This is a genomic window from Leptolyngbya sp. FACHB-1624, from assembly GCF_047649235.1.
Classification (GTDB): domain Bacteria; phylum Cyanobacteriota; class Cyanobacteriia; order Leptolyngbyales; family Leptolyngbyaceae; genus Leptolyngbya; species Leptolyngbya boryana.
On the sequence record NZ_CP180258.1, the window covers coordinates 3,049,293 to 3,065,700 of the forward strand.

Below are 16,408 nucleotides of genomic sequence, written 5' to 3' on the forward strand. Positions count from 1 at the left end.
GAAGAAGCGATTGGGCATATCTCCAGAAAAAGCTTCGTTTTCTACAGCGACCTGATACTACATCTCTGGAAAACGATAAAATTGAACCAACGCTTATTCTGAAAAGTTCTATGGTTCTTGCCACTTCTACCGAAGTTCTCACCCTCGAAGAAACGGCTGCCTACTTGCGCCTGTCACCAGAAGTCGTCGAACGCCAAGCAATACAAGGCAGTCTACCAGGACGGAATATTGAAAATGAGTGGCGATTTCTCAAGTCTGCGATCGACGACTGGCTCCGAACACCAAACAGTCACACTGCACTCCTTCAGCAAATTGGTGCGCTTGCTCATGATGAAACTCTTGCTGAACTGAGAGATTCGATTTATCGCGATCGAGGTCGTCCAGAAGTTGATGAGAACCAAGACGCTTAAATGTATCTATTGGACACCGATACGCTGACTCACCTATATGCAGGAAATGCCAGAGTCGCAGAACGATTTAAAACTGTGGGTGATCCGGATACTGGAACCACGATCGTCACAAAAGCTGAAATGTTGCGCGGAAGAATCGATTACATCCTCAAAGCAACAACAGGAACAGAATTACTCCGCGCTCAAAATCTTTTTTCCGAAACTGAAGCTTTGCTGTCACAAATTCTAGTTGTTCCATTTAATCAGGCAGCAGCAGAACAGTTTGAGCAACTTGTTGCACTCCGTAATCTCAGAAAAATTGGTCGTGCTGATTTACTTATTGCGAGTATTACGCTTGCAAATCAAGCCATATTAGTGACTCGCAACATACGGCATTTTCGTCAATTTCCAGGCTTAAGAATTGAAAATTGGGTAGACTAACCATCCGATAGAGGAGGCAAAACAAAATACCTTCTAATATGGTTCGGTTTGATGAAAAGGAAATCATTATGAAATATCGTAGGTTAGGAGATAGCGATCTCAATGTTTCAGAAATTATTCTAGGTTCTTGGCTCACTTATAGCGGCGGAGTTGAGCGACAAAATGCTGAAGCTTGTGTGCATAAAGCTTTTGACGTTGGGATTAACTTTATCGATACGGCGAATGTCTATGGTAGAGGATCAGCCGAATCGTTTTTGGGAGAAGTTTTACAGGGGATCGATCGTTCTTCCTACGTTCTAGCAACTAAAGTGTACTTTCCCATGTCCGACACGGATCAAGGATTGTCTGCCGCTCAAATTCGCAAACAAATTGATGCGTCGCTTCAGCGCTTGAAAACGGATTACGTCGATCTCTATCAATGTCATCGCTATGACGAGAACACTCCTTTAGAAGAAACGATGACTGCTTTAACCGAAGTCGTTCAACAGGGGAAAGCTCGCTACATTGGCTTTAGCGAGTGGAGTCCATCTCAGATTCAAGCCGCTTTAAATCTTCCGAATGTGGCGAAGTTTGTTTCGAGCCAACCTCAATACTCGATGCTATGGCGGAAGCCCGAAGCGGAAGTCTTTCCTTTATGTGCTGCCAACGGAATTGGACAGATTGTTTGGTCGCCGCTTGCCCAAGGGGTATTGACCGGAAAGTACAAGCCGGGTGAAGCTCCACCTCAAGATTCGCGTGCAGCAAATAGCCAGATGAATGGATTTATGGGAGATTTTCTCAACGATCAAATTTTGAGCGCGGTGCAGGATTTGAGCGCGATCGCGGAAGAGCTGAATATCTCGATGGCACAGTTGGCGCTCGCTTGGGTGCTACGAGATCAGCAAGTAACAGGTGCAATTATTGGGGCGAGTCGTCCTGAGCAAGTGGAAGATAATGCAGCGGCTTCTGATGTGACGTTGAGTGCAGCAGAATTACAAGAAATCGATCGGATTTTGCAGCCTGCTCTCGCTGCGACAGCGACGCGGTAAGTCTGAATTGCAGATTAGCCAAAAAATCAGGATTTAGTCGCCAAGAGTTTGCTAAATTCATTGAGTAACGACGGGCGACTAATTCTAATTGTATGACTAAGCAGCGTGTTCTTTCTGGCGTTCAAACCACCGGAAATCTTCATCTTGGCAACTATTTGGGAGCCATTCGTAACTGGGTCGAAGGGCAAAACCAGTACGACAACTATTTTTTCCTTGCTGATTTGCACGCTATTACCGTCCCGCACGATCGTACAACGCTGGCAGAAAACACTTACGAAGTTGCGGCACTCTATCTTGCGTGCGGACTTGATTTAGAACACACAACCATTTTTGTTCAATCTCATGTCCCCGCTCATGCTGAATTCGCATGGCTCTTAAGCTGCATCACTCCGCTCAACTGGCTCGAAGACATGATCCAGTTCAAAGAAAAGCGCATCAAACAAGGGCAAGATGTCGGCACAGGCTTATTGACTTATCCGGTTTTGATGGCTTCAGACATCTTGCTGTATGAGCCGGATAAAGTCCCAGTGGGCGAAGATCAAAAACAGCATTTGGAATTAACGCGCGATTTAGTCGATCGCTTTAATTTCAAATTCGCGACTCCTGAAGCTCCGGTGCTCAAACGTCCCAATCCTCTGATCCGAGCCGATGGCGCGCGGGTGATGAGTCTGACCGATGGCACCAAGAAAATGTCAAAATCTGACCCGTCCGAACTGAGCCGCCTGAATCTGCTCGATCCGCCGGATGTGATTCAAAACAAAATCAAACGCTGCAAAACTGACCCAGTTCGAGGTCTAGAATTCGGCAATCCAGAGCGTCCAGAATGCAACAACTTACTCACGCTGTACATGTTGCTCTCTGGCAAACCCAAGGATGAAGTCGCAGCAGAGTGTAAAGACATGGGCTGGGGACAATTCAAACCGCTGTTGACGGAAACCGCAATCGCGGCGCTTCAACCGATTCAGGAAAAATATCACGCAATTCGAGCCGATCAAAGCTACTTAGAGTCTGTTCTACGATCGGGAAGAGAGAAAGCTTCTGAAGTCGCGAACCAAACTTTGAATAAAGTGAAAAAAGCAATGGGATATACGCTTCCTAGTTAAAGAACTGCAACTGTGTATAACACTGCTGTTTGATTTGTCAGATCTTGCCAGTTGGGGGAATGAGGGAGTAGAGAAAATTGCCCCTCTTCCCCCATTTCACAACCAATTTAGGACTGCTATGAAAACATGAGGAGAGATTATTTGAGACTTGTTTCATCAATACTAAAGTCCGCAAAAATTCGACTGATTCCTCGAATCAAACTTTTCACTCAGTCTTTCAGAGACTTCGCTTGGCTTTGACCTGCCAAGGTATCTCGATTTGCAGATAGGCTTCAGTAGATGACCTGAGTAGAAATTATGCAAAACACTACATTTTATACTAGAGATAAACCCATGTTTTTTCTAGGCTGCCAGTATAAACTGAGTAAATAGAAGGGGCAAGCCGAAGATTATTTAGTGAAAATACGGCTTTTATACCAAATCTCTAAATTCCGGCTACAGATAGTGCCTCTAGAATGGATGCTCGCCCTGTGATTGATGCGATCGTCTCCGGAGACAATGCCTGAATTTTCTGAGTCATCCACTGTCGCAACTCCTCTAAAGTCTTGGGCAGATGCCAGCGAAACCGCCGCTTGAGATATTGCCAAACCTGCTCAATCGGGTTTAACTCAGGACAATGCGGCGGTTGAAACAGCAACACAATGTTGTCAGGCACTTGCAGGCGTTTGGCTTTATGAAACGCGCCATTATCGAGTTGCACAATCAGCCAGTCTTCTGGGAATTGTGCAGCGACCAAGTTAAGAAAGATTTGGAAGCAATCAGTATTGAGATGGGAGAACTCATAGAAAAAGGAGGCTCCGGTTTGCGGTTCGACGATGCCATAGAGATAGGTTGCCTTGAACTGCCATTGCACCTTGCCGATTGGTTTGACTCCTTTGGCAGTGATCTTTCGCCCACTCACCGTTTTGAGTCCAAAGCGCGTTTCATCTTGGCAGAAGAAGCGCACTCGGCGTTTGATACCGAGGACATTGAGGCTGAACCACACCAACATTGCCAAGTTTGCGCCTAAGTTTTTTTATATGCCTCTAGCTGCTCTTTGGATTGCTTGATGCTCTGGGGGCGAGGAACTTTAGGCAATCCTCCTAGTCGTTGATAGACCAGTTTATGCACGGTCTTGTAGGGAACACTCAGACCCAGCGTGGTCTCTAGCCAGTCGCAGATGGCTTGATAGCTCTCAAATCCCTCTGGCTCTTGTAACCGCTTGAAGAGCGCTTGTTCTGCCCATTGCGGTAGGTTGCGCGGTCGCCCGGTTTGCTTTCTGCTCATCAACAGCGCCGCAATGCCGCCACTCCGATAGTGCTGCAACCAGCCTTGAACCGTCACACGATTGCGCCCAATCAATTCAGCCGCTGCTTGTACGGTCTTCGCTTGCTTCGTTTGCAACAGATACAGCACCTGGAGCCGTTCTTTACCTGTCGCCGTGGTTTGTGCCCTGAGTAGTTGTTTCAGTTCTTCAGCGCTTTCTTGAATCTCTAGCTTGTAAACGCCTGCCATCGTCGCTGACGGAATGCTACATCTGAGTTATATCATCTGTAGTCATATTTTGGAGATTTGGTATTACCATTTGCGTTAGATCGTCGCAGTACGAAGGATTTCGGATCGGTCTCGGTACTTTTTATACAAAACAGATGCAATCCTTTTTAGTGTAAGTATTGTGTAAAGATTTAATTACGCTCGATTTTCTTGCCGATTCTGTAAAAGTTTCGCGAAAAAACTTCAAACCTCTCAACGTTCCCCGATACGCTAGTCAAGAAGTTGCACTTTTAACGATCGTTGCTCATGACCTATCCTCAAATCTCACAGCCCCTCGGTCACGCCCCGCTTTCTGCCTTCCGTACAGCCGCTCGAAATGGCGAATTTCTTGTCACTGCTGAAGTTGCGCCTCCCAAAGGCACTGATCCAACTCATATGGTGCAGATGGCACAAGTGCTTAAGGGAAGGGTACATGCGGTCAATATTACCGATGGCAGTCGGGCTGTGATGCGGATGTCTTCGCTCGTTTCGGCAGCATTGCTTTTGCAGCAAGGAATTGAACCTGTTTATCAAGTTGCTTGTCGGGATAGAAATGCGATCGGGCTACAAGCGGATCTGCTCGGTGCTCATGCTTTGGGGATTCGGAATGTTTTAGCTTTAACGGGTGATCCGCTAAAAGCAGGGGATCATCCTGAGTCGAAGGCGGTGTTTGAGCTTGAATCAGTGCGCTTGTTGCAGATGATTAGTAAGCTCAATGGCGGCAGTGATTGGAACGATAAAGAATTGACGGATGGAGAGACGGATCTGTTTGTTGGGGCAGCGGTTGATCCGCAGTGTGCGAGTTGGTCAGGGTTACAGAGACGATTTGAGCGGAAAGTACAAGCAGGGGCACAGTTTTTCCAGAGTCAGTTGATTACTGATTTTGAGCGATTGGATAAATTTATGAATGAGATCGCTGCGGGCTGCAATAAGCCTGTGTTAGCTGGAATTTTCTTACTGAAGTCGGCAAAAAATGCGCGGTTTATTAATCGGGCGGTTCCAGGGGTGAATATTCCAGACCATATTATCGATCGCTTAGAAAAAGCTTCTGATCCTTTACGCGAAGGAATGGTAATTGCGGCTGAGCAAGTCAAACTTGCAAAAGAGGTCTGTCAGGGTGTGCATATGATGGCAGTGAAGCGCGAAGACTTAATTCCAGAGATTTTAGATCTTGCGGGTATTCCAGCGATCGCAAAGCAAACTGAACTAATCTCAGCAGTAACTCTTAGCTAGATTCTTTATCTTCCATAGCATTCACCTGTCCCGGAATGGAATGCCGGGACGGGATAGAACGAAGCGAGGAAATTGTTGATACTTTTCAAAATCCTTTAACGTCGATCGAACATTCACCCTTGATGTCCAAATCTTTGCTGATGATGATCAATACATCTCTAACGTCGATCGAACATTCACGCTTGATGTTCAATTCCTCGCGAACCTCGATCGATGAAGCGTCAATGTCGATCGAACATTCACGCTTGAGCCGCAATTCCTCGCGAACGTCGATCGATACATCCCTAACGTAGCTCGAACATTCACGCTGGATGTTCAAATCTTCGCTGATGATGATCAACATATCTCTAACGTAGCTCGAACATTTACGCTTGATGTTCAATTCCTCACGATCGATGAATCAACGATCGTCATCTAATGAATCGTCAATGACGATCGTTGATTCATCGATCGCAAATCATCCCAAAATGCTCAAAAAATTTGATCGCGCTCTGCGCGAATAAGAAGAGAAAAGAAACAAGAGCAAAGGGCTAAAAGGCAAGAGAGCAAAGGGCTACAGAGTCCTCGGCGCAGAACACACAACGCGAAAACCGATGTAGCTGCCGCGAAACCCCGCATCATAATCGTAGCGAGTCGCAGAACGGCAATACCACGGATAGCGGTTCCAGGAGCCGCCCCGCAATACTCTGTAGTCGCTTCCCATTTCCCAAACACGACCATCCACAGGCGCATTTACATAGCTGTCATGCCACGGATCAGCACACCATTCCCACACATTTCCGTACATCTCATACAGTCCAAACGCATTCGGAGGAAAACTTCCTACCTCGATCGTTGTTTTGCGATATTTCCCTTTTGCTGCATTCGCATATGTGTAATCGCCGCTGTAGTTGACTAACTCAGGCGTAATCGTTTCTCCAAAATGAAACGGGGTCGTCGTTCCTGCCCGACACGCATATTCCCATTCAGCCTCACTCGGTAATCGGTATCGCTCTCCCGTTTTTCGAGTTAAGCGATCGCAAAACTCGATCGCGTCATCCCAAGAGATTTGCTCAACAGGTCGATTATTGCCTTTGAAATTGGACGGATCTGGGTTGAGATCCCAATTGATTTTGGGCAATTGAGCGATCGCGCTCCATTGCGCTTGAGTCACCGCATACTTACCCATGAAAAAAGGCTCGATCGTGACTTGATGCTGCGGCTTCTCACTATCTTTTGCTTCTAACTCTCCCTCTGCCGCACCCATCCAAAAGGTTCCACCTGGAATAGAAACCATATCGAGAAAGACACCTTTCGCGAGTTCTTCTCGACGGTAACTCGCTTGACTTTGACGACGATCGATTTCCTGTCCTCGATCGTTGACCGTAATCACTTCAAAGCTAAAAGTCGGCAGTGATGACTTTGGAGGAACAACAATCACGGGTTTTGAGATCGAAGCCAGAACATTTTCAATGATTGCCGCCGCATCTGCATCGCTCAGATTTAGTCTCTGTTGCGCTCGATCGAGCAATGATTGAATTCTCGGTGTGACTGATCCTTGAGGCTTGATTAGCGCGATCGCTGCTTCTCGAAACTCCTGAAACGGGCGAAGAACCTCAGCTTCTAGCGCTTTTGCTCGCTCCTCAGAAAGCTGAAAACTCTTGCGCGAAATCTCCAGCACAATCCGACTCTCAGGCGAAATCTCACCCCCATCCTGACTCAGAACAAACAACACCTCTTCTCGATACTGAGCCTCTCCCTGCCCCGACTCGACAATCTCTTGCACGATCGTGTCCGTCTCTCGACCCACCTCTTCTGAAGTCGAAATCTCTTTCAAGCGTTCTGCAATCCGCTGAACCGCACCCCGCACCCCTCGCACAATATCCAGAAACGCCTCATCTCGATTTTCCGAACTCGTCACAGGCTTCGCATTCTTCGGATATGCCTGCAACTTCGCAAACGGCTCATTTTCCCAATCACAAGCGCGCAAAATAATCGGAATCACACAAGCCGTCCCCGCCTCATGCTGCTCCATTGCCTGCGTCAACTCCACACTAGAGCAGTAGTCTGAGTGAATAAAAGCCGGACTAATCAGCAACAAAATCACATCAGCAGATTTGAGATTCCGATCGATTTCCTTCGCCCACTCCGCCCCCGGATCAATTTTACGATCGTGCCATTCCGCGATCGCACGACTCCGCCGCAACGAACTCAAATGCTTCCCCAGTTCTACCCTAAGCGGCTCATCCTCATGCGAATAAGAAACGAAAACATTAACAGCACGTACCATTGAGAAAATTCGTCGGTGAGAGGGCTTTACTTATTGTAGGGTGCGTTTTATTACGAGAGAAGCGAGTCGTTCAGCACAATTATCTACTAACGCCGAGATCGCCGTTTCATCACCTCCTTCAACTTCCGCTGCAACTCCGGCAAATCCGGCACCACTCGACCATAGCGCCAACTCACATAAGCCTGAGAAATTTCTTCAATCACAGCAGCCCGATCCGGTTGTTGAGTTCGCTTTGCCTGTCGCGCATACTCCAATGGAGTCTCAGCAGAATGTTTCTGAAAGCCCTGCTTTGCTAACTGGTTCAGCATATTCTGATAAAGCCGCTCCATCGGTCGCAAGCGCTTCATGTGCTGATACTGTCGCCATCTTTGCCAGCCCTGCACACTCAGCCAACCCAAGAATCCAAGACTAAACAAAATAATCGAAGCCTGAAAGAAACCTGATAAGCCCTGATTCAGCAAACCGAAGAACCCAGAGAGCGTAGTTCTGACAATTTTGAAAATTTCAGCAAACCAAGCCGTAACCGGAGAAGGCAACCATCCTGCCACCCAGCTCCAAAACCGTTGCACCAAGCTAAACGGCTGATACTCCTCTACCGAAGGCGGAATTAACTCATGTCCAGGAATCGGATCGATCGTAAACCAACCCGATCGCGGCACTTGAATCTCTGTAATCGCATAAGCATCCGTATTGCGAACAATATACAGCCCCGTAAACGGATTGAATTCTCCAGGTGCAAAGCCCGCGACTAATCGAGCCGGAACTCCAATCGATCGCAACATCAACGTTAACGTCGTTGAGAAATGATCGCGATCGCCGCCTTGATTGCGTAAAAATGCCTCAACCACATCTTCGCCCGGTTTCAGTTCTTGAAAATCTTGAATCCGATAGCGCTGTTTCAGATATTGACCCAGATAGAGCGCTTTCTCATAATCTGAATCAATCGGTTTCTCAGACGTTGCTAAAATTCGCTCTGTTTCCTCTGCTAATCGTTGCTTCAGCCGAGTTGGAAGTTGCAAATAGGGGCTATTTTCTGGATACTTTGCTTTGAGCGAATTCAACCGTAGCAGAGTGCGATTGCGATAAGGCACATCTGAAACCACGCTGTAAGTCATGCCAGAATGCAATTCAACAGGCGATCGCAGACCGAATTCAGTATCGATCGCAATCTCATCGGTTGGAAAATACAATTCCCGAGGAGCCGAAAGCGCCGGAATTAAATTCGGCAGATCAGACAAAATCGTGAACGTCTGAATCACTTCTTTTGTCTCGCTCATCGTCACCGGAGGCGAAAGAAAGAATCGATATGACCAAGGTGTCCGCTTAATCGTTCTCGTTTGAGCATTGCGAGACACGTCCCACCCTTGTCCGGTGTAGCGATCGAATGCCATCACCCGCCAAAATCCCTCAATCTGCGATCTCACCCGCATGATCACCCGTGGCTTCAAAGGTTTGCGGCGATTTTGACTAATGCTGTTTCCAAAGCCTGGGTAAAGCTCATCACTGCGATCGCGCACTTCTCCCCGTTGCGCTGAACTTCCTCCGCCTCGGACTTGTGATTCTAAAGCGCTTCGACCTGCACCTGGAGTTCTAATCTCTTGATTATCAAATCTTTCCTGAACCGTTATAGGCGCACTTACAGGAAACATTCTCAGTTGATAGCCAGGAAACCGTGGCATCAGCAGAAAAAATACTAATCCCAAAGCAACGACGATCGCGAAAATCATTGGCAGCTTACCAAAGGTAATTTTCTGCAATCGACTGCGATCGACTTTGACATCACTCACGCCCAACCGTGAACTATAGTCCAACATCAACGTCGGAAGCGCGATCGCTAAAAAGGCAACCAGCAAGCCACCAAAGAGCATCGTTTGACTTAAAGTACTTGCGAGCGAGAGCAACACAAGCCCAATCATCATCGAGTAACCCAAATCCTTGCGGCGCGGCAAATCGAATGTATGCAAAACCTGCACTTGAATGAGAAATTCTGCTAAAACGAGCCGAGTATCGCCCGTCTGCCAAGCCGTCGGTAGCTTACTAAAAAACGTGAGTAATGCGACCATCATCGCGATCGCCAGTAAGAATTTAAATCCAGTATTCTTTTTGCGACGACAGTACCAACTCCAACTCGCCCCAATTGCACTCAGCGGAATTGCCCACAGTCCAATGTGAGTTTCTGCGGCTAAGTCAATTGCCAAAATTCCAATCGTGACGAGCGATTGGGCGAGTACTCGAAACAAAATCGAGTCTTCAGGCTGAATTTCTGGAATGACTTGAATTCGGGGTTTGAACTGTTGCCACCAGTTTTTCATGGGAGAAAAGAGTGAATTTCCAACCCCCAGAGTACCCCTTGATTAGCCTTCAGTGACCTGTGCTTTGAATTCTGCGTAGTCTCGCTCAACTTGTACGGCATACGATCGAGCATAGTCAAGTAGAGAATCGTGCCAGACCGAAGCAGTTTCAGCGAATGTGATGAGATCATCTGCGATCGCTGATTTTTGTCGCCCTGTACTGCGCATTTGTCCCCAAGCTGTGACTTCTGCCATCGTTTTGATCACTTTTTTCAATCGCTTTATTTTGCCATTGCTTTTATCGAGGTCAACGCGATCGGCAGTCGGTTGAAGTTCGCGTAAGACGTAAGATTTTTCTGCAATGGTTAATCCATGTAACAAGGCTGGCGGAGATTCTTGAAATCGATTTTGAATAGCAACAATGCGATCTGCTTCACTGTTCCAATCAGGCTGTAGGCACGGAGTATAGGCTTGCAAGGAAGACGATCGAGATAGCTTTAGATCTAATAGATAGTTCTGATGGGGTGAGCCATTGCCTTCGACTAAGATCACATAGCGTTCGAGTCCCAAACTTCCGGTTCCTGCAATTCGATGCATCACATCGAGAATTGTGTAAAACTCTGGTTCTGGATATGTTTGAGTGCTTTCTGCGATCGCTTCTATTACCCTTTCACGCTCGGATTCTGTCGCGGGTTTCGTTTTGCCTTCAATGAGTTTGAGCGATCGCACTTTTGATTTCAGTTCCGTTCGTTCATCTAGAAAGTCTTTGCGTTTCCGCGTTTTCAATCCTAGTAACAATTCCCGAACTAACCCGGTTGACACTTCACCATGAACAGTTCGATCTTTTCCGGTCAAGAGTTCTTTGATATAAGTTTCGAGGAAGCAACGGCAAAGTGCGATCGCTGTTTCATCGTCAATATTGAGCGTATGAGCGCCAACAATCACACTCGTTAAAAACCGCACAACATCCCAGGTGCAAGGGGCTAAGAGCGCTTCATCAAAATCATTGACATCAAAATAAACTAAGCGATCGTCTCCCTTGAAGCTGCCAAAATTCTGTAAATGCAGATCGCCACAACTCCAAACAGGCGGTGCAGAGGCAAAAATGCCTTCAACTGGTAAATCCTGATAAAACAGATGACAAGTTCCTCGCAAAAACGAAAACGCATTTTTTGCCATCGTTTGATATTTGAGTTTCAGCAGTTCAGGATCGCGTCCCTGATTAAACTCATGAATGCGATCGACAACAGTTTGATTTGACATTTGGAGAAATAAAAACAGGACAATCTAATTTAACGGATTCGGACGGGTTTCTCGACTTCGCGATTGTGCTGGAAACACGCTACTCTGAGAAGGATATCTTCTGATCAATTTCTCCTATGTTTGACGCTCTTGCCGATCGCTTAGAACAAGCCTGGAAAAAAGTTCGCGGTCAAGACAAAATCTCTGAATCGAATGTCAAAGACGCGCTGCGGGAAGTTCGGCGCGCGCTCCTTGAAGCAGATGTGAATCTGCAAGTCGTCAAAGATTTTGTCGCAGAAGTTGAACAGAATGCACTCGGTGCAGAAGTCATTGCAGGCGTTCGTCCCGACCAGCAGTTTATCGAAATCGTCTATAACGAACTGGTCAAAGTGATGGGCGATGCCAATGTGCCCCTCGCTGAAGCAGAAACCGCTCCCACGATCGTACTCATGGCGGGTTTGCAAGGGACAGGTAAAACGACTGCAACTGCAAAACTGGCGCTGCATTTAAGAAAAGAAGATAAAAAAGCATTGTTAGTCGCAACCGACGTTTACCGACCTGCTGCGATCGACCAATTAATCGCACTCGGTAAGCAAATTAATATCCCCGTATTTGACATGGGGAAAGATGCCGACCCCGTAGAAATCGCACGTCAAGGGGTTGAAAAAGCGAGAGCCGATGGCTTTGATGTCGTGATCGTCGATACTGCCGGACGTTTGCAGATTGACGAATCCATGATGGGCGAATTGAAGCGGATCAAAGATACGATCGAGCCGCACGAAACCCTGCTCGTCGTCGATGCGATGACGGGTCAAGAAGCCGCTAACCTGACTCGCACCTTCCATGAGCAAATCGGCGTAACGGGTGCAATCCTTACCAAAATGGATGGGGATACTCGCGGGGGTGCGGCACTCTCGGTACGGCGAATTTCTGGACAGCCGATCAAATTCATCGGGATCGGTGAGAAAGTTGACGCATTACAGCCGTTTTATCCTGACCGGATGGCTTCACGGATTTTGGGCATGGGCGATGTCCTGACCCTCGTTGAGAAAGCGCGGGAAGAAGTGGACATGGCAGAAGCCGAAAAAATGCAGGAGAAGATTCTATCTGCAAAATTCGATTTCTCTGACTTCCTCAAGCAAACTCGCCTGCTGAAGAACATGGGATCGCTCGGCGGTGTCATGAAGCTGATTCCTGGCATGGGCAAGATGGTGAACGAAGAACAGCTTGCCAAAGGTGAAGAACAACTGAAAAAAGCCGAAGCGATGATCGGCTCCATGACGGTCGAGGAACGGAAAAATCCCGATCTGCTTGCCAACTCTCCCAGTCGTCGGAAACGGATTGCCAAGGGTTCCGGGCATTCTGACAAGGAAGTCAGCGAATTGGTGACGAATTTCCAAAGAATGCGATCGCTGATGCAACAAATGGGTTCAGGTCAGATGGGTTTTCCTGGAATGGGTCCGATGGGTGGAATGCCCAATCCATTTGGGGGTGGAAATCCATTTGGCGGAACGGGTGGTGGAATGCGTCCACCCCAGCCTGGATTTAGAGGCTATCAAGGCGGAGGCGGGAAGAAGAAAAAAGGCGGCAAAGATAAGAAGAAAAAAGGCTTCGGCAATCTGTAGAGTTTGAATTCAAGACCAACGTCAGCCTCACAATATTCTTGCGTTGGTCTATCACTCACTTGAAACGCGATGGAAACCTCAATGACTTCCGAACAGCGACTACTAGTTAAGCTCCAGCAACTCTCACCTGAAAAGATAGCTGAAGTCGAGAATTTTATTGACTTCTTATCGCAACGAGAGCAAGAGAATCAGCAGCTCACTGCGATCTCAACTCAGCTTTCAGAACCCGTTTTTCAGAAGATTTGGGATAATCCCGACGATGCCGAGTACGACAACTTATGAATTCGGGAATGTTTTACTTGTTCCTTTTCCCCTCAGCGACCAATCCACAAACAAAAAGCGTCCTGCCGTTGTGATTAGTTCTGGAGCGTATCATCAAGCCCATCCAGATCTAATTCTCATTGCAGTTACAAGTCAAATTTCAACTCCCCGATTTGGAGACTTGATTATTCAAGATTGGCAGTCCGCAGGCTTGTTAAAAGCTTCAATGATTAAACCTGCGATTACAACGATCGAACAAAAATTAGTGATTCGTAAACTCGGAACTTTGCAATCTTCTGATCAGCAAGATCTGCATCAACTCTTACAAACAATCTTAGGAATTTAGCAGCCTTGCGGTAAGTAATAGAGTGAGTGTCTCTAATTTCCCCGCACCGTGTTAGGATGACTATTCCGGGAAGTGTGGCAATTCCGCCATATCACGTTGAAACTATCAGAAAGGAGTCCTCGGTTCTAGTTATGCTCAAATTGAGATTAAAGCGCTTTGGTAAAAAGCGTGAAGCCAGCTATCGGATTGTTGTTGCTCAAAGTACCACTCGTCGCGATGGTCGCCCCTTGGCAGAAGTTGGATTTTATAATCCCAGATCAGATGAAGTCCGTTTAGATGTTCCGAAGATCTTGGATTGGATGAAGAAAGGCGCACAGCCGACGGATACAGTTCGCGATATCCTCTTCAAAAACAATGTACTTGAGCAATTGAAAGCTGAGTAATTCTTGTGAAACCTGTGACTCCAGATTATGCCGGACTGATCCGGTTTCTTGTTGAACCTTTTCTCGAAACGCCAGATGCGCTGAAAATCGACTGTGAGGTGCTCGCCAATCGATCGCGGATTTGGATTCGTTTAGCGTTTGAAGGCACGGACAAAGGGCGTGTCTTTGGTCGAGGTGGACGAAATGTGCAGGCAATTCGGACTACGATCGAGGGTGTTGCGAAGGCGGCAGGACAGACGGTAAATCTGGATGTTTACGGGAGCGGTCGAGAAGATTCTGAGGATCGCCCTCCCAGACGCGATCGCCCTCAAGGGCGACCGACTCCCCGCACTGATGCTCCCAAACGACCCACGCGAGAAAATTAATTCGTGTGAATCGGTCAACTTGTAAGCTTCGCGAATCGAATTTGCGAAGCTTTTGAAGTATTTTACGATCGACTAAACAAAGATTTTGCAGCTGATTTGATCACATTACCTGTATCCGATAGCGTTTGAGAGACAGGATGTTCCGTTTGCAAAATGACTCGCGCACAGTTGCGTCCTGGCAAGCCTGAAATTGATCCGCCGGGATGAGTTCCTGCACCTGTGAGAAAGAGTCCCTCGATCGGGGTTTTATAGTTCGCAAGTTCCGGCAATGGGCGGAAAAACATCATTTGATCAAAGCTCATATCCAGATGATAGTAATTGCCTTTTGAAACTCCAATCCGGCGCTCTAGTTCTGGTGGACTTTCAATATGACGGGCAATGATTGAAGATTTGAGATTGGGGGTGTATTCAGCCAGTTTATCGAGAACACGATCTGCGACTTGATTTTTTAAGTCTTCTGTCCATCCTGTTCCTTTTAGCCCAGTGCCTTCTGCTCCTGCAATCTGGTACGGCACAAAGAATTCAATCCAAAGTGTATGTTGACCTTCTGGAGCTAGGGATGGATCTAGTAAAGATGGCAAGACCATATATATCGACGGATCATCGATTGGAATTCTGCCAATATTCGGATCAGTATGGGCAAGCTCTACTTGAGTGACCGAATCTGCAATCAACGCTGAACCCATCCAGTATTGATCTTGATGATTGTGATGTTCAAAGCGAGGCAATTCTGATAAAGCACAATCAATTTTGAGAATGGCTTCATTGTGGTTGGCAATGCGACGAGAAACTCGTTCTCGCAATTCAGCATCTGCTGCATCAACATCGCGCTCATCGATCAATTGTAAAAATAGTCTTTGAACATCCAGGCTCGATATCACTCCCATCGTCGATCGATATTCTTGACCATTAGTAAGCCGAACTCCTACCGCTTTTCCATCATCGATCAAAACCCGTTGCACCTGCTGATCCATCCGAATTTCACCACCGAGATCCTGCACACATCGAACCAACGCTTGCGTGAGTGCCCCAGTTCCACCTTTGGGACGTGCCATACCCGGATTGTGCCGCAATGACATCATAATTGAACCCACTGCCATATTCTTTTGGGAAGGCGGGGTGCTAAGTTCAGCAGAAAGTCTTGCGAGAGGCGCTTTCAAAAACTCTGAATCAAAGTATTCATTGATCACATCAAGCGGGCTAGATAACATGGTGCGGATGAGATCCAGCGTTTTGTCTCCTGACCCCATCAATGACATCATATCTTTGATTTTACTGATGTCGTAGTTGCCTGCCATATCCACGATCGACTTGGGAGGAGCATTAAATATCGGAGTCAGCATTCCAATCACCCGCTGCCAGAAGTCAGTAAACTCAGCATATTTGGCAGCATCACGGGGGCTGAATCGTGCAATTTCAGCACAGGTTTGCTCGACTGAGCGATGCGCTAAAAAGTACTTGCCATCTGGATGAGGGCAAAACACAACTGGGTCACAGAATAGATATTCCAGCCCGTATTTTTCGAGCTCTAATTCTTCAACAACGGGTCCTAAATGAATAAAAATATGATTGATCGCACAAGGGCTAAACAGAAATCCAGGAGCGTCTTCTGGCATCAGTTCTTCTGTCGTCGCTGCCCCGCCTGGAATGGAATTTTTTTCAAGCAGTAGGACACTATAGCCTGCTTTGAGGAGGTAGGCAGCACAGACTAAGCCATTATGCCCTGCACCAATAATGATCGCGTCGTAGCTTTGCATGTTAAATACTGTTAGAAATTAACTTCAAGAGTCGCGCGTGCGTGAGTTACGATCGCACGGTACATCCTACAGTCAATCTTGAAAGCTCCGAATCACTAAGAAGTTGCACTTTTGAGTAGTAAAAAATCTGCCAAAAGAGAGGCGAGCTCGCTTGTACTTTTTT

17 protein-coding genes are annotated in these 16,408 nt (G+C 47.0%); 10 read left to right on the forward strand and 7 right to left on the reverse strand.

From position 1 onward, the window contains the following. Positions 1-110: 110 nt before the first annotated feature. The 4 genes from ACMUEV_RS14195 to trpS all read left to right on the forward strand — a co-directional run bounded on the left by ACMUEV_RS14195 (position 111) and on the right by trpS (position 2,961). Positions 111-410 carry a helix-turn-helix domain-containing protein gene (locus ACMUEV_RS14195; protein WP_190647812.1) on the forward strand — a complete coding sequence of 100 codons (300 nt, stop codon included), beginning with the start codon at positions 111-113 and terminating at the stop codon, positions 408-410. After that, positions 411-830, forward strand: a complete 420-nt coding sequence (locus tag ACMUEV_RS14200; protein WP_190647811.1) for a PIN domain-containing protein — start codon at positions 411-413, stop codon at positions 828-830. 68 nt (positions 831-898) lie between these two features. Continuing rightward, positions 899-1,858: an aldo/keto reductase family protein gene (locus tag ACMUEV_RS14205; protein ID WP_190647808.1), complete on the forward strand. Its 960-nt coding sequence runs from the start codon at positions 899-901 to the stop codon at positions 1,856-1,858. A gap of 92 nt (positions 1,859-1,950) precedes the next feature. Further along, positions 1,951-2,961 carry a tryptophan--tRNA ligase gene (gene trpS / locus ACMUEV_RS14210; RefSeq protein WP_017288459.1) on the forward strand — a complete coding sequence of 337 codons (1,011 nt, stop codon included), beginning with the start codon at positions 1,951-1,953 and terminating at the stop codon, positions 2,959-2,961. A gap of 424 nt (positions 2,962-3,385) precedes the next feature. Here the strand turns inward: trpS and ACMUEV_RS14215 are convergent, their stop codons facing one another. Next, positions 3,386-3,952, reverse strand: a complete 567-nt coding sequence (locus ACMUEV_RS14215) for an IS630 family transposase (protein WP_415354619.1) — start codon at positions 3,950-3,952, stop codon at positions 3,386-3,388. Between the two features lie 14 nt (positions 3,953-3,966). Then, positions 3,967-4,455, reverse strand: coding sequence for a helix-turn-helix domain-containing protein (locus tag ACMUEV_RS14220; protein WP_316425929.1), 489 nt, complete (start codon positions 4,453-4,455; stop codon positions 3,967-3,969). A gap of 285 nt (positions 4,456-4,740) precedes the next feature. Between ACMUEV_RS14220 and ACMUEV_RS14225 the strand changes: the two genes are divergently transcribed. Then, positions 4,741-5,706: a methylenetetrahydrofolate reductase gene (locus ACMUEV_RS14225; protein ID WP_190653116.1), complete on the forward strand. Its 966-nt coding sequence runs from the start codon at positions 4,741-4,743 to the stop codon at positions 5,704-5,706. 85 nt (positions 5,707-5,791) lie between these two features. Here the strand turns inward: ACMUEV_RS14225 and ACMUEV_RS14230 are convergent, their stop codons facing one another. The 4 genes from ACMUEV_RS14230 to ACMUEV_RS14245 all read right to left on the reverse strand — a co-directional run bounded on the left by ACMUEV_RS14230 (position 5,792) and on the right by ACMUEV_RS14245 (position 11,529). Next, on the reverse strand, positions 5,792-6,049 hold the full coding sequence (locus ACMUEV_RS14230) for a hypothetical protein (protein ID WP_190653117.1): 258 nt from the start codon (positions 6,047-6,049) through the stop codon (positions 5,792-5,794). 210 nt (positions 6,050-6,259) lie between these two features. Further along, positions 6,260-7,975: an SUMF1/EgtB/PvdO family nonheme iron enzyme gene (locus ACMUEV_RS14235; protein WP_242044755.1), complete on the reverse strand. Its 1,716-nt coding sequence runs from the start codon at positions 7,973-7,975 to the stop codon at positions 6,260-6,262. A gap of 86 nt (positions 7,976-8,061) precedes the next feature. Next, a complete protein-coding gene (locus ACMUEV_RS14240) occupies positions 8,062-10,287 on the reverse strand; it encodes a DUF3488 and DUF4129 domain-containing transglutaminase family protein (RefSeq protein WP_190653118.1) in 2,226 nt (741 codons plus the stop codon). 42 nt (positions 10,288-10,329) lie between these two features. Further along, positions 10,330-11,529: a DUF2252 domain-containing protein gene (locus ACMUEV_RS14245; RefSeq protein ID WP_190653119.1), complete on the reverse strand. Its 1,200-nt coding sequence runs from the start codon at positions 11,527-11,529 to the stop codon at positions 10,330-10,332. A gap of 116 nt (positions 11,530-11,645) precedes the next feature. Between ACMUEV_RS14245 and ffh the strand changes: the two genes are divergently transcribed. The 5 genes from ffh to ACMUEV_RS14270 all read left to right on the forward strand — a co-directional run bounded on the left by ffh (position 11,646) and on the right by ACMUEV_RS14270 (position 14,488). Continuing rightward, a complete protein-coding gene (gene ffh, locus ACMUEV_RS14250) occupies positions 11,646-13,133 on the forward strand; it encodes a signal recognition particle protein (RefSeq protein ID WP_017288452.1) in 1,488 nt (495 codons plus the stop codon). Between the two features lie 81 nt (positions 13,134-13,214). Next, a complete protein-coding gene (locus ACMUEV_RS14255; RefSeq protein ID WP_242044757.1) occupies positions 13,215-13,415 on the forward strand; it encodes a DUF2281 domain-containing protein in 201 nt (66 codons plus the stop codon). After that, positions 13,393-13,740: a type II toxin-antitoxin system PemK/MazF family toxin gene (locus tag ACMUEV_RS14260; protein WP_017288450.1), complete on the forward strand. Its 348-nt coding sequence runs from the start codon at positions 13,393-13,395 to the stop codon at positions 13,738-13,740. The genes ACMUEV_RS14255 and ACMUEV_RS14260 overlap by 23 nt, the downstream gene beginning before the upstream one ends. 131 nt (positions 13,741-13,871) lie before the next feature. Beyond that, positions 13,872-14,123 carry a 30S ribosomal protein S16 gene (gene rpsP / locus ACMUEV_RS14265; RefSeq protein WP_017288449.1) on the forward strand — a complete coding sequence of 84 codons (252 nt, stop codon included), beginning with the start codon at positions 13,872-13,874 and terminating at the stop codon, positions 14,121-14,123. A 5-nt stretch (positions 14,124-14,128) separates the two neighbouring features. After that, entirely contained in the window at positions 14,129-14,488 is a 360-nt protein-coding gene (locus tag ACMUEV_RS14270; RefSeq protein WP_017288448.1) for a KH domain-containing protein, read from the forward strand. A 62-nt stretch (positions 14,489-14,550) separates the two neighbouring features. Here the strand turns inward: ACMUEV_RS14270 and crtO are convergent, their stop codons facing one another. Further along, entirely contained in the window at positions 14,551-16,245 is a 1,695-nt protein-coding gene (crtO, locus tag ACMUEV_RS14275; RefSeq protein WP_190653121.1) for a beta-carotene ketolase CrtO, read from the reverse strand. Positions 16,246-16,408 lie beyond the last annotated feature (163 nt).

Coding starts and splice junctions, on each gene's coding strand:
- crtO (WP_190653121.1), bottom strand. CDS start 16,245: ATGCAAAGCTACGACGCGATCATTATTGGTGCAGGGCATAATGGCTTA.
- ACMUEV_RS14260 (WP_017288450.1), top strand. CDS start 13,393: ATGCCGAGTACGACAACTTATGAATTCGGGAATGTTTTACTTGTTCCT.
- ACMUEV_RS14240 (WP_190653118.1), bottom strand. CDS start 10,287: ATGAAAAACTGGTGGCAACAGTTCAAACCCCGAATTCAAGTCATTCCA.
- ACMUEV_RS14195 (WP_190647812.1), top strand. CDS start 111: ATGGTTCTTGCCACTTCTACCGAAGTTCTCACCCTCGAAGAAACGGCT.
- ACMUEV_RS14220 (WP_316425929.1), bottom strand. CDS start 4,455: ATGGCAGGCGTTTACAAGCTAGAGATTCAAGAAAGCGCTGAAGAACTG.
- rpsP (WP_017288449.1), top strand. CDS start 13,872: ATGCTCAAATTGAGATTAAAGCGCTTTGGTAAAAAGCGTGAAGCCAGC.
- ACMUEV_RS14245 (WP_190653119.1), bottom strand. CDS start 11,529: ATGTCAAATCAAACTGTTGTCGATCGCATTCATGAGTTTAATCAGGGA.
- ACMUEV_RS14200 (WP_190647811.1), top strand. CDS start 411: ATGTATCTATTGGACACCGATACGCTGACTCACCTATATGCAGGAAAT.
- ACMUEV_RS14205 (WP_190647808.1), top strand. CDS start 899: ATGAAATATCGTAGGTTAGGAGATAGCGATCTCAATGTTTCAGAAATT.
- ACMUEV_RS14230 (WP_190653117.1), bottom strand. CDS start 6,049: ATGTTGATCATCATCAGCGAAGATTTGAACATCCAGCGTGAATGTTCG.
- ACMUEV_RS14215 (WP_415354619.1), bottom strand. CDS start 3,952: ATGTTGGTGTGGTTCAGCCTCAATGTCCTCGGTATCAAACGCCGAGTG.
- ACMUEV_RS14255 (WP_242044757.1), top strand. CDS start 13,215: ATGACTTCCGAACAGCGACTACTAGTTAAGCTCCAGCAACTCTCACCT.
- trpS (WP_017288459.1), top strand. CDS start 1,951: ATGACTAAGCAGCGTGTTCTTTCTGGCGTTCAAACCACCGGAAATCTT.
- ffh (WP_017288452.1), top strand. CDS start 11,646: ATGTTTGACGCTCTTGCCGATCGCTTAGAACAAGCCTGGAAAAAAGTT.
- ACMUEV_RS14235 (WP_242044755.1), bottom strand. CDS start 7,975: ATGGTACGTGCTGTTAATGTTTTCGTTTCTTATTCGCATGAGGATGAG.
- ACMUEV_RS14225 (WP_190653116.1), top strand. CDS start 4,741: ATGACCTATCCTCAAATCTCACAGCCCCTCGGTCACGCCCCGCTTTCT.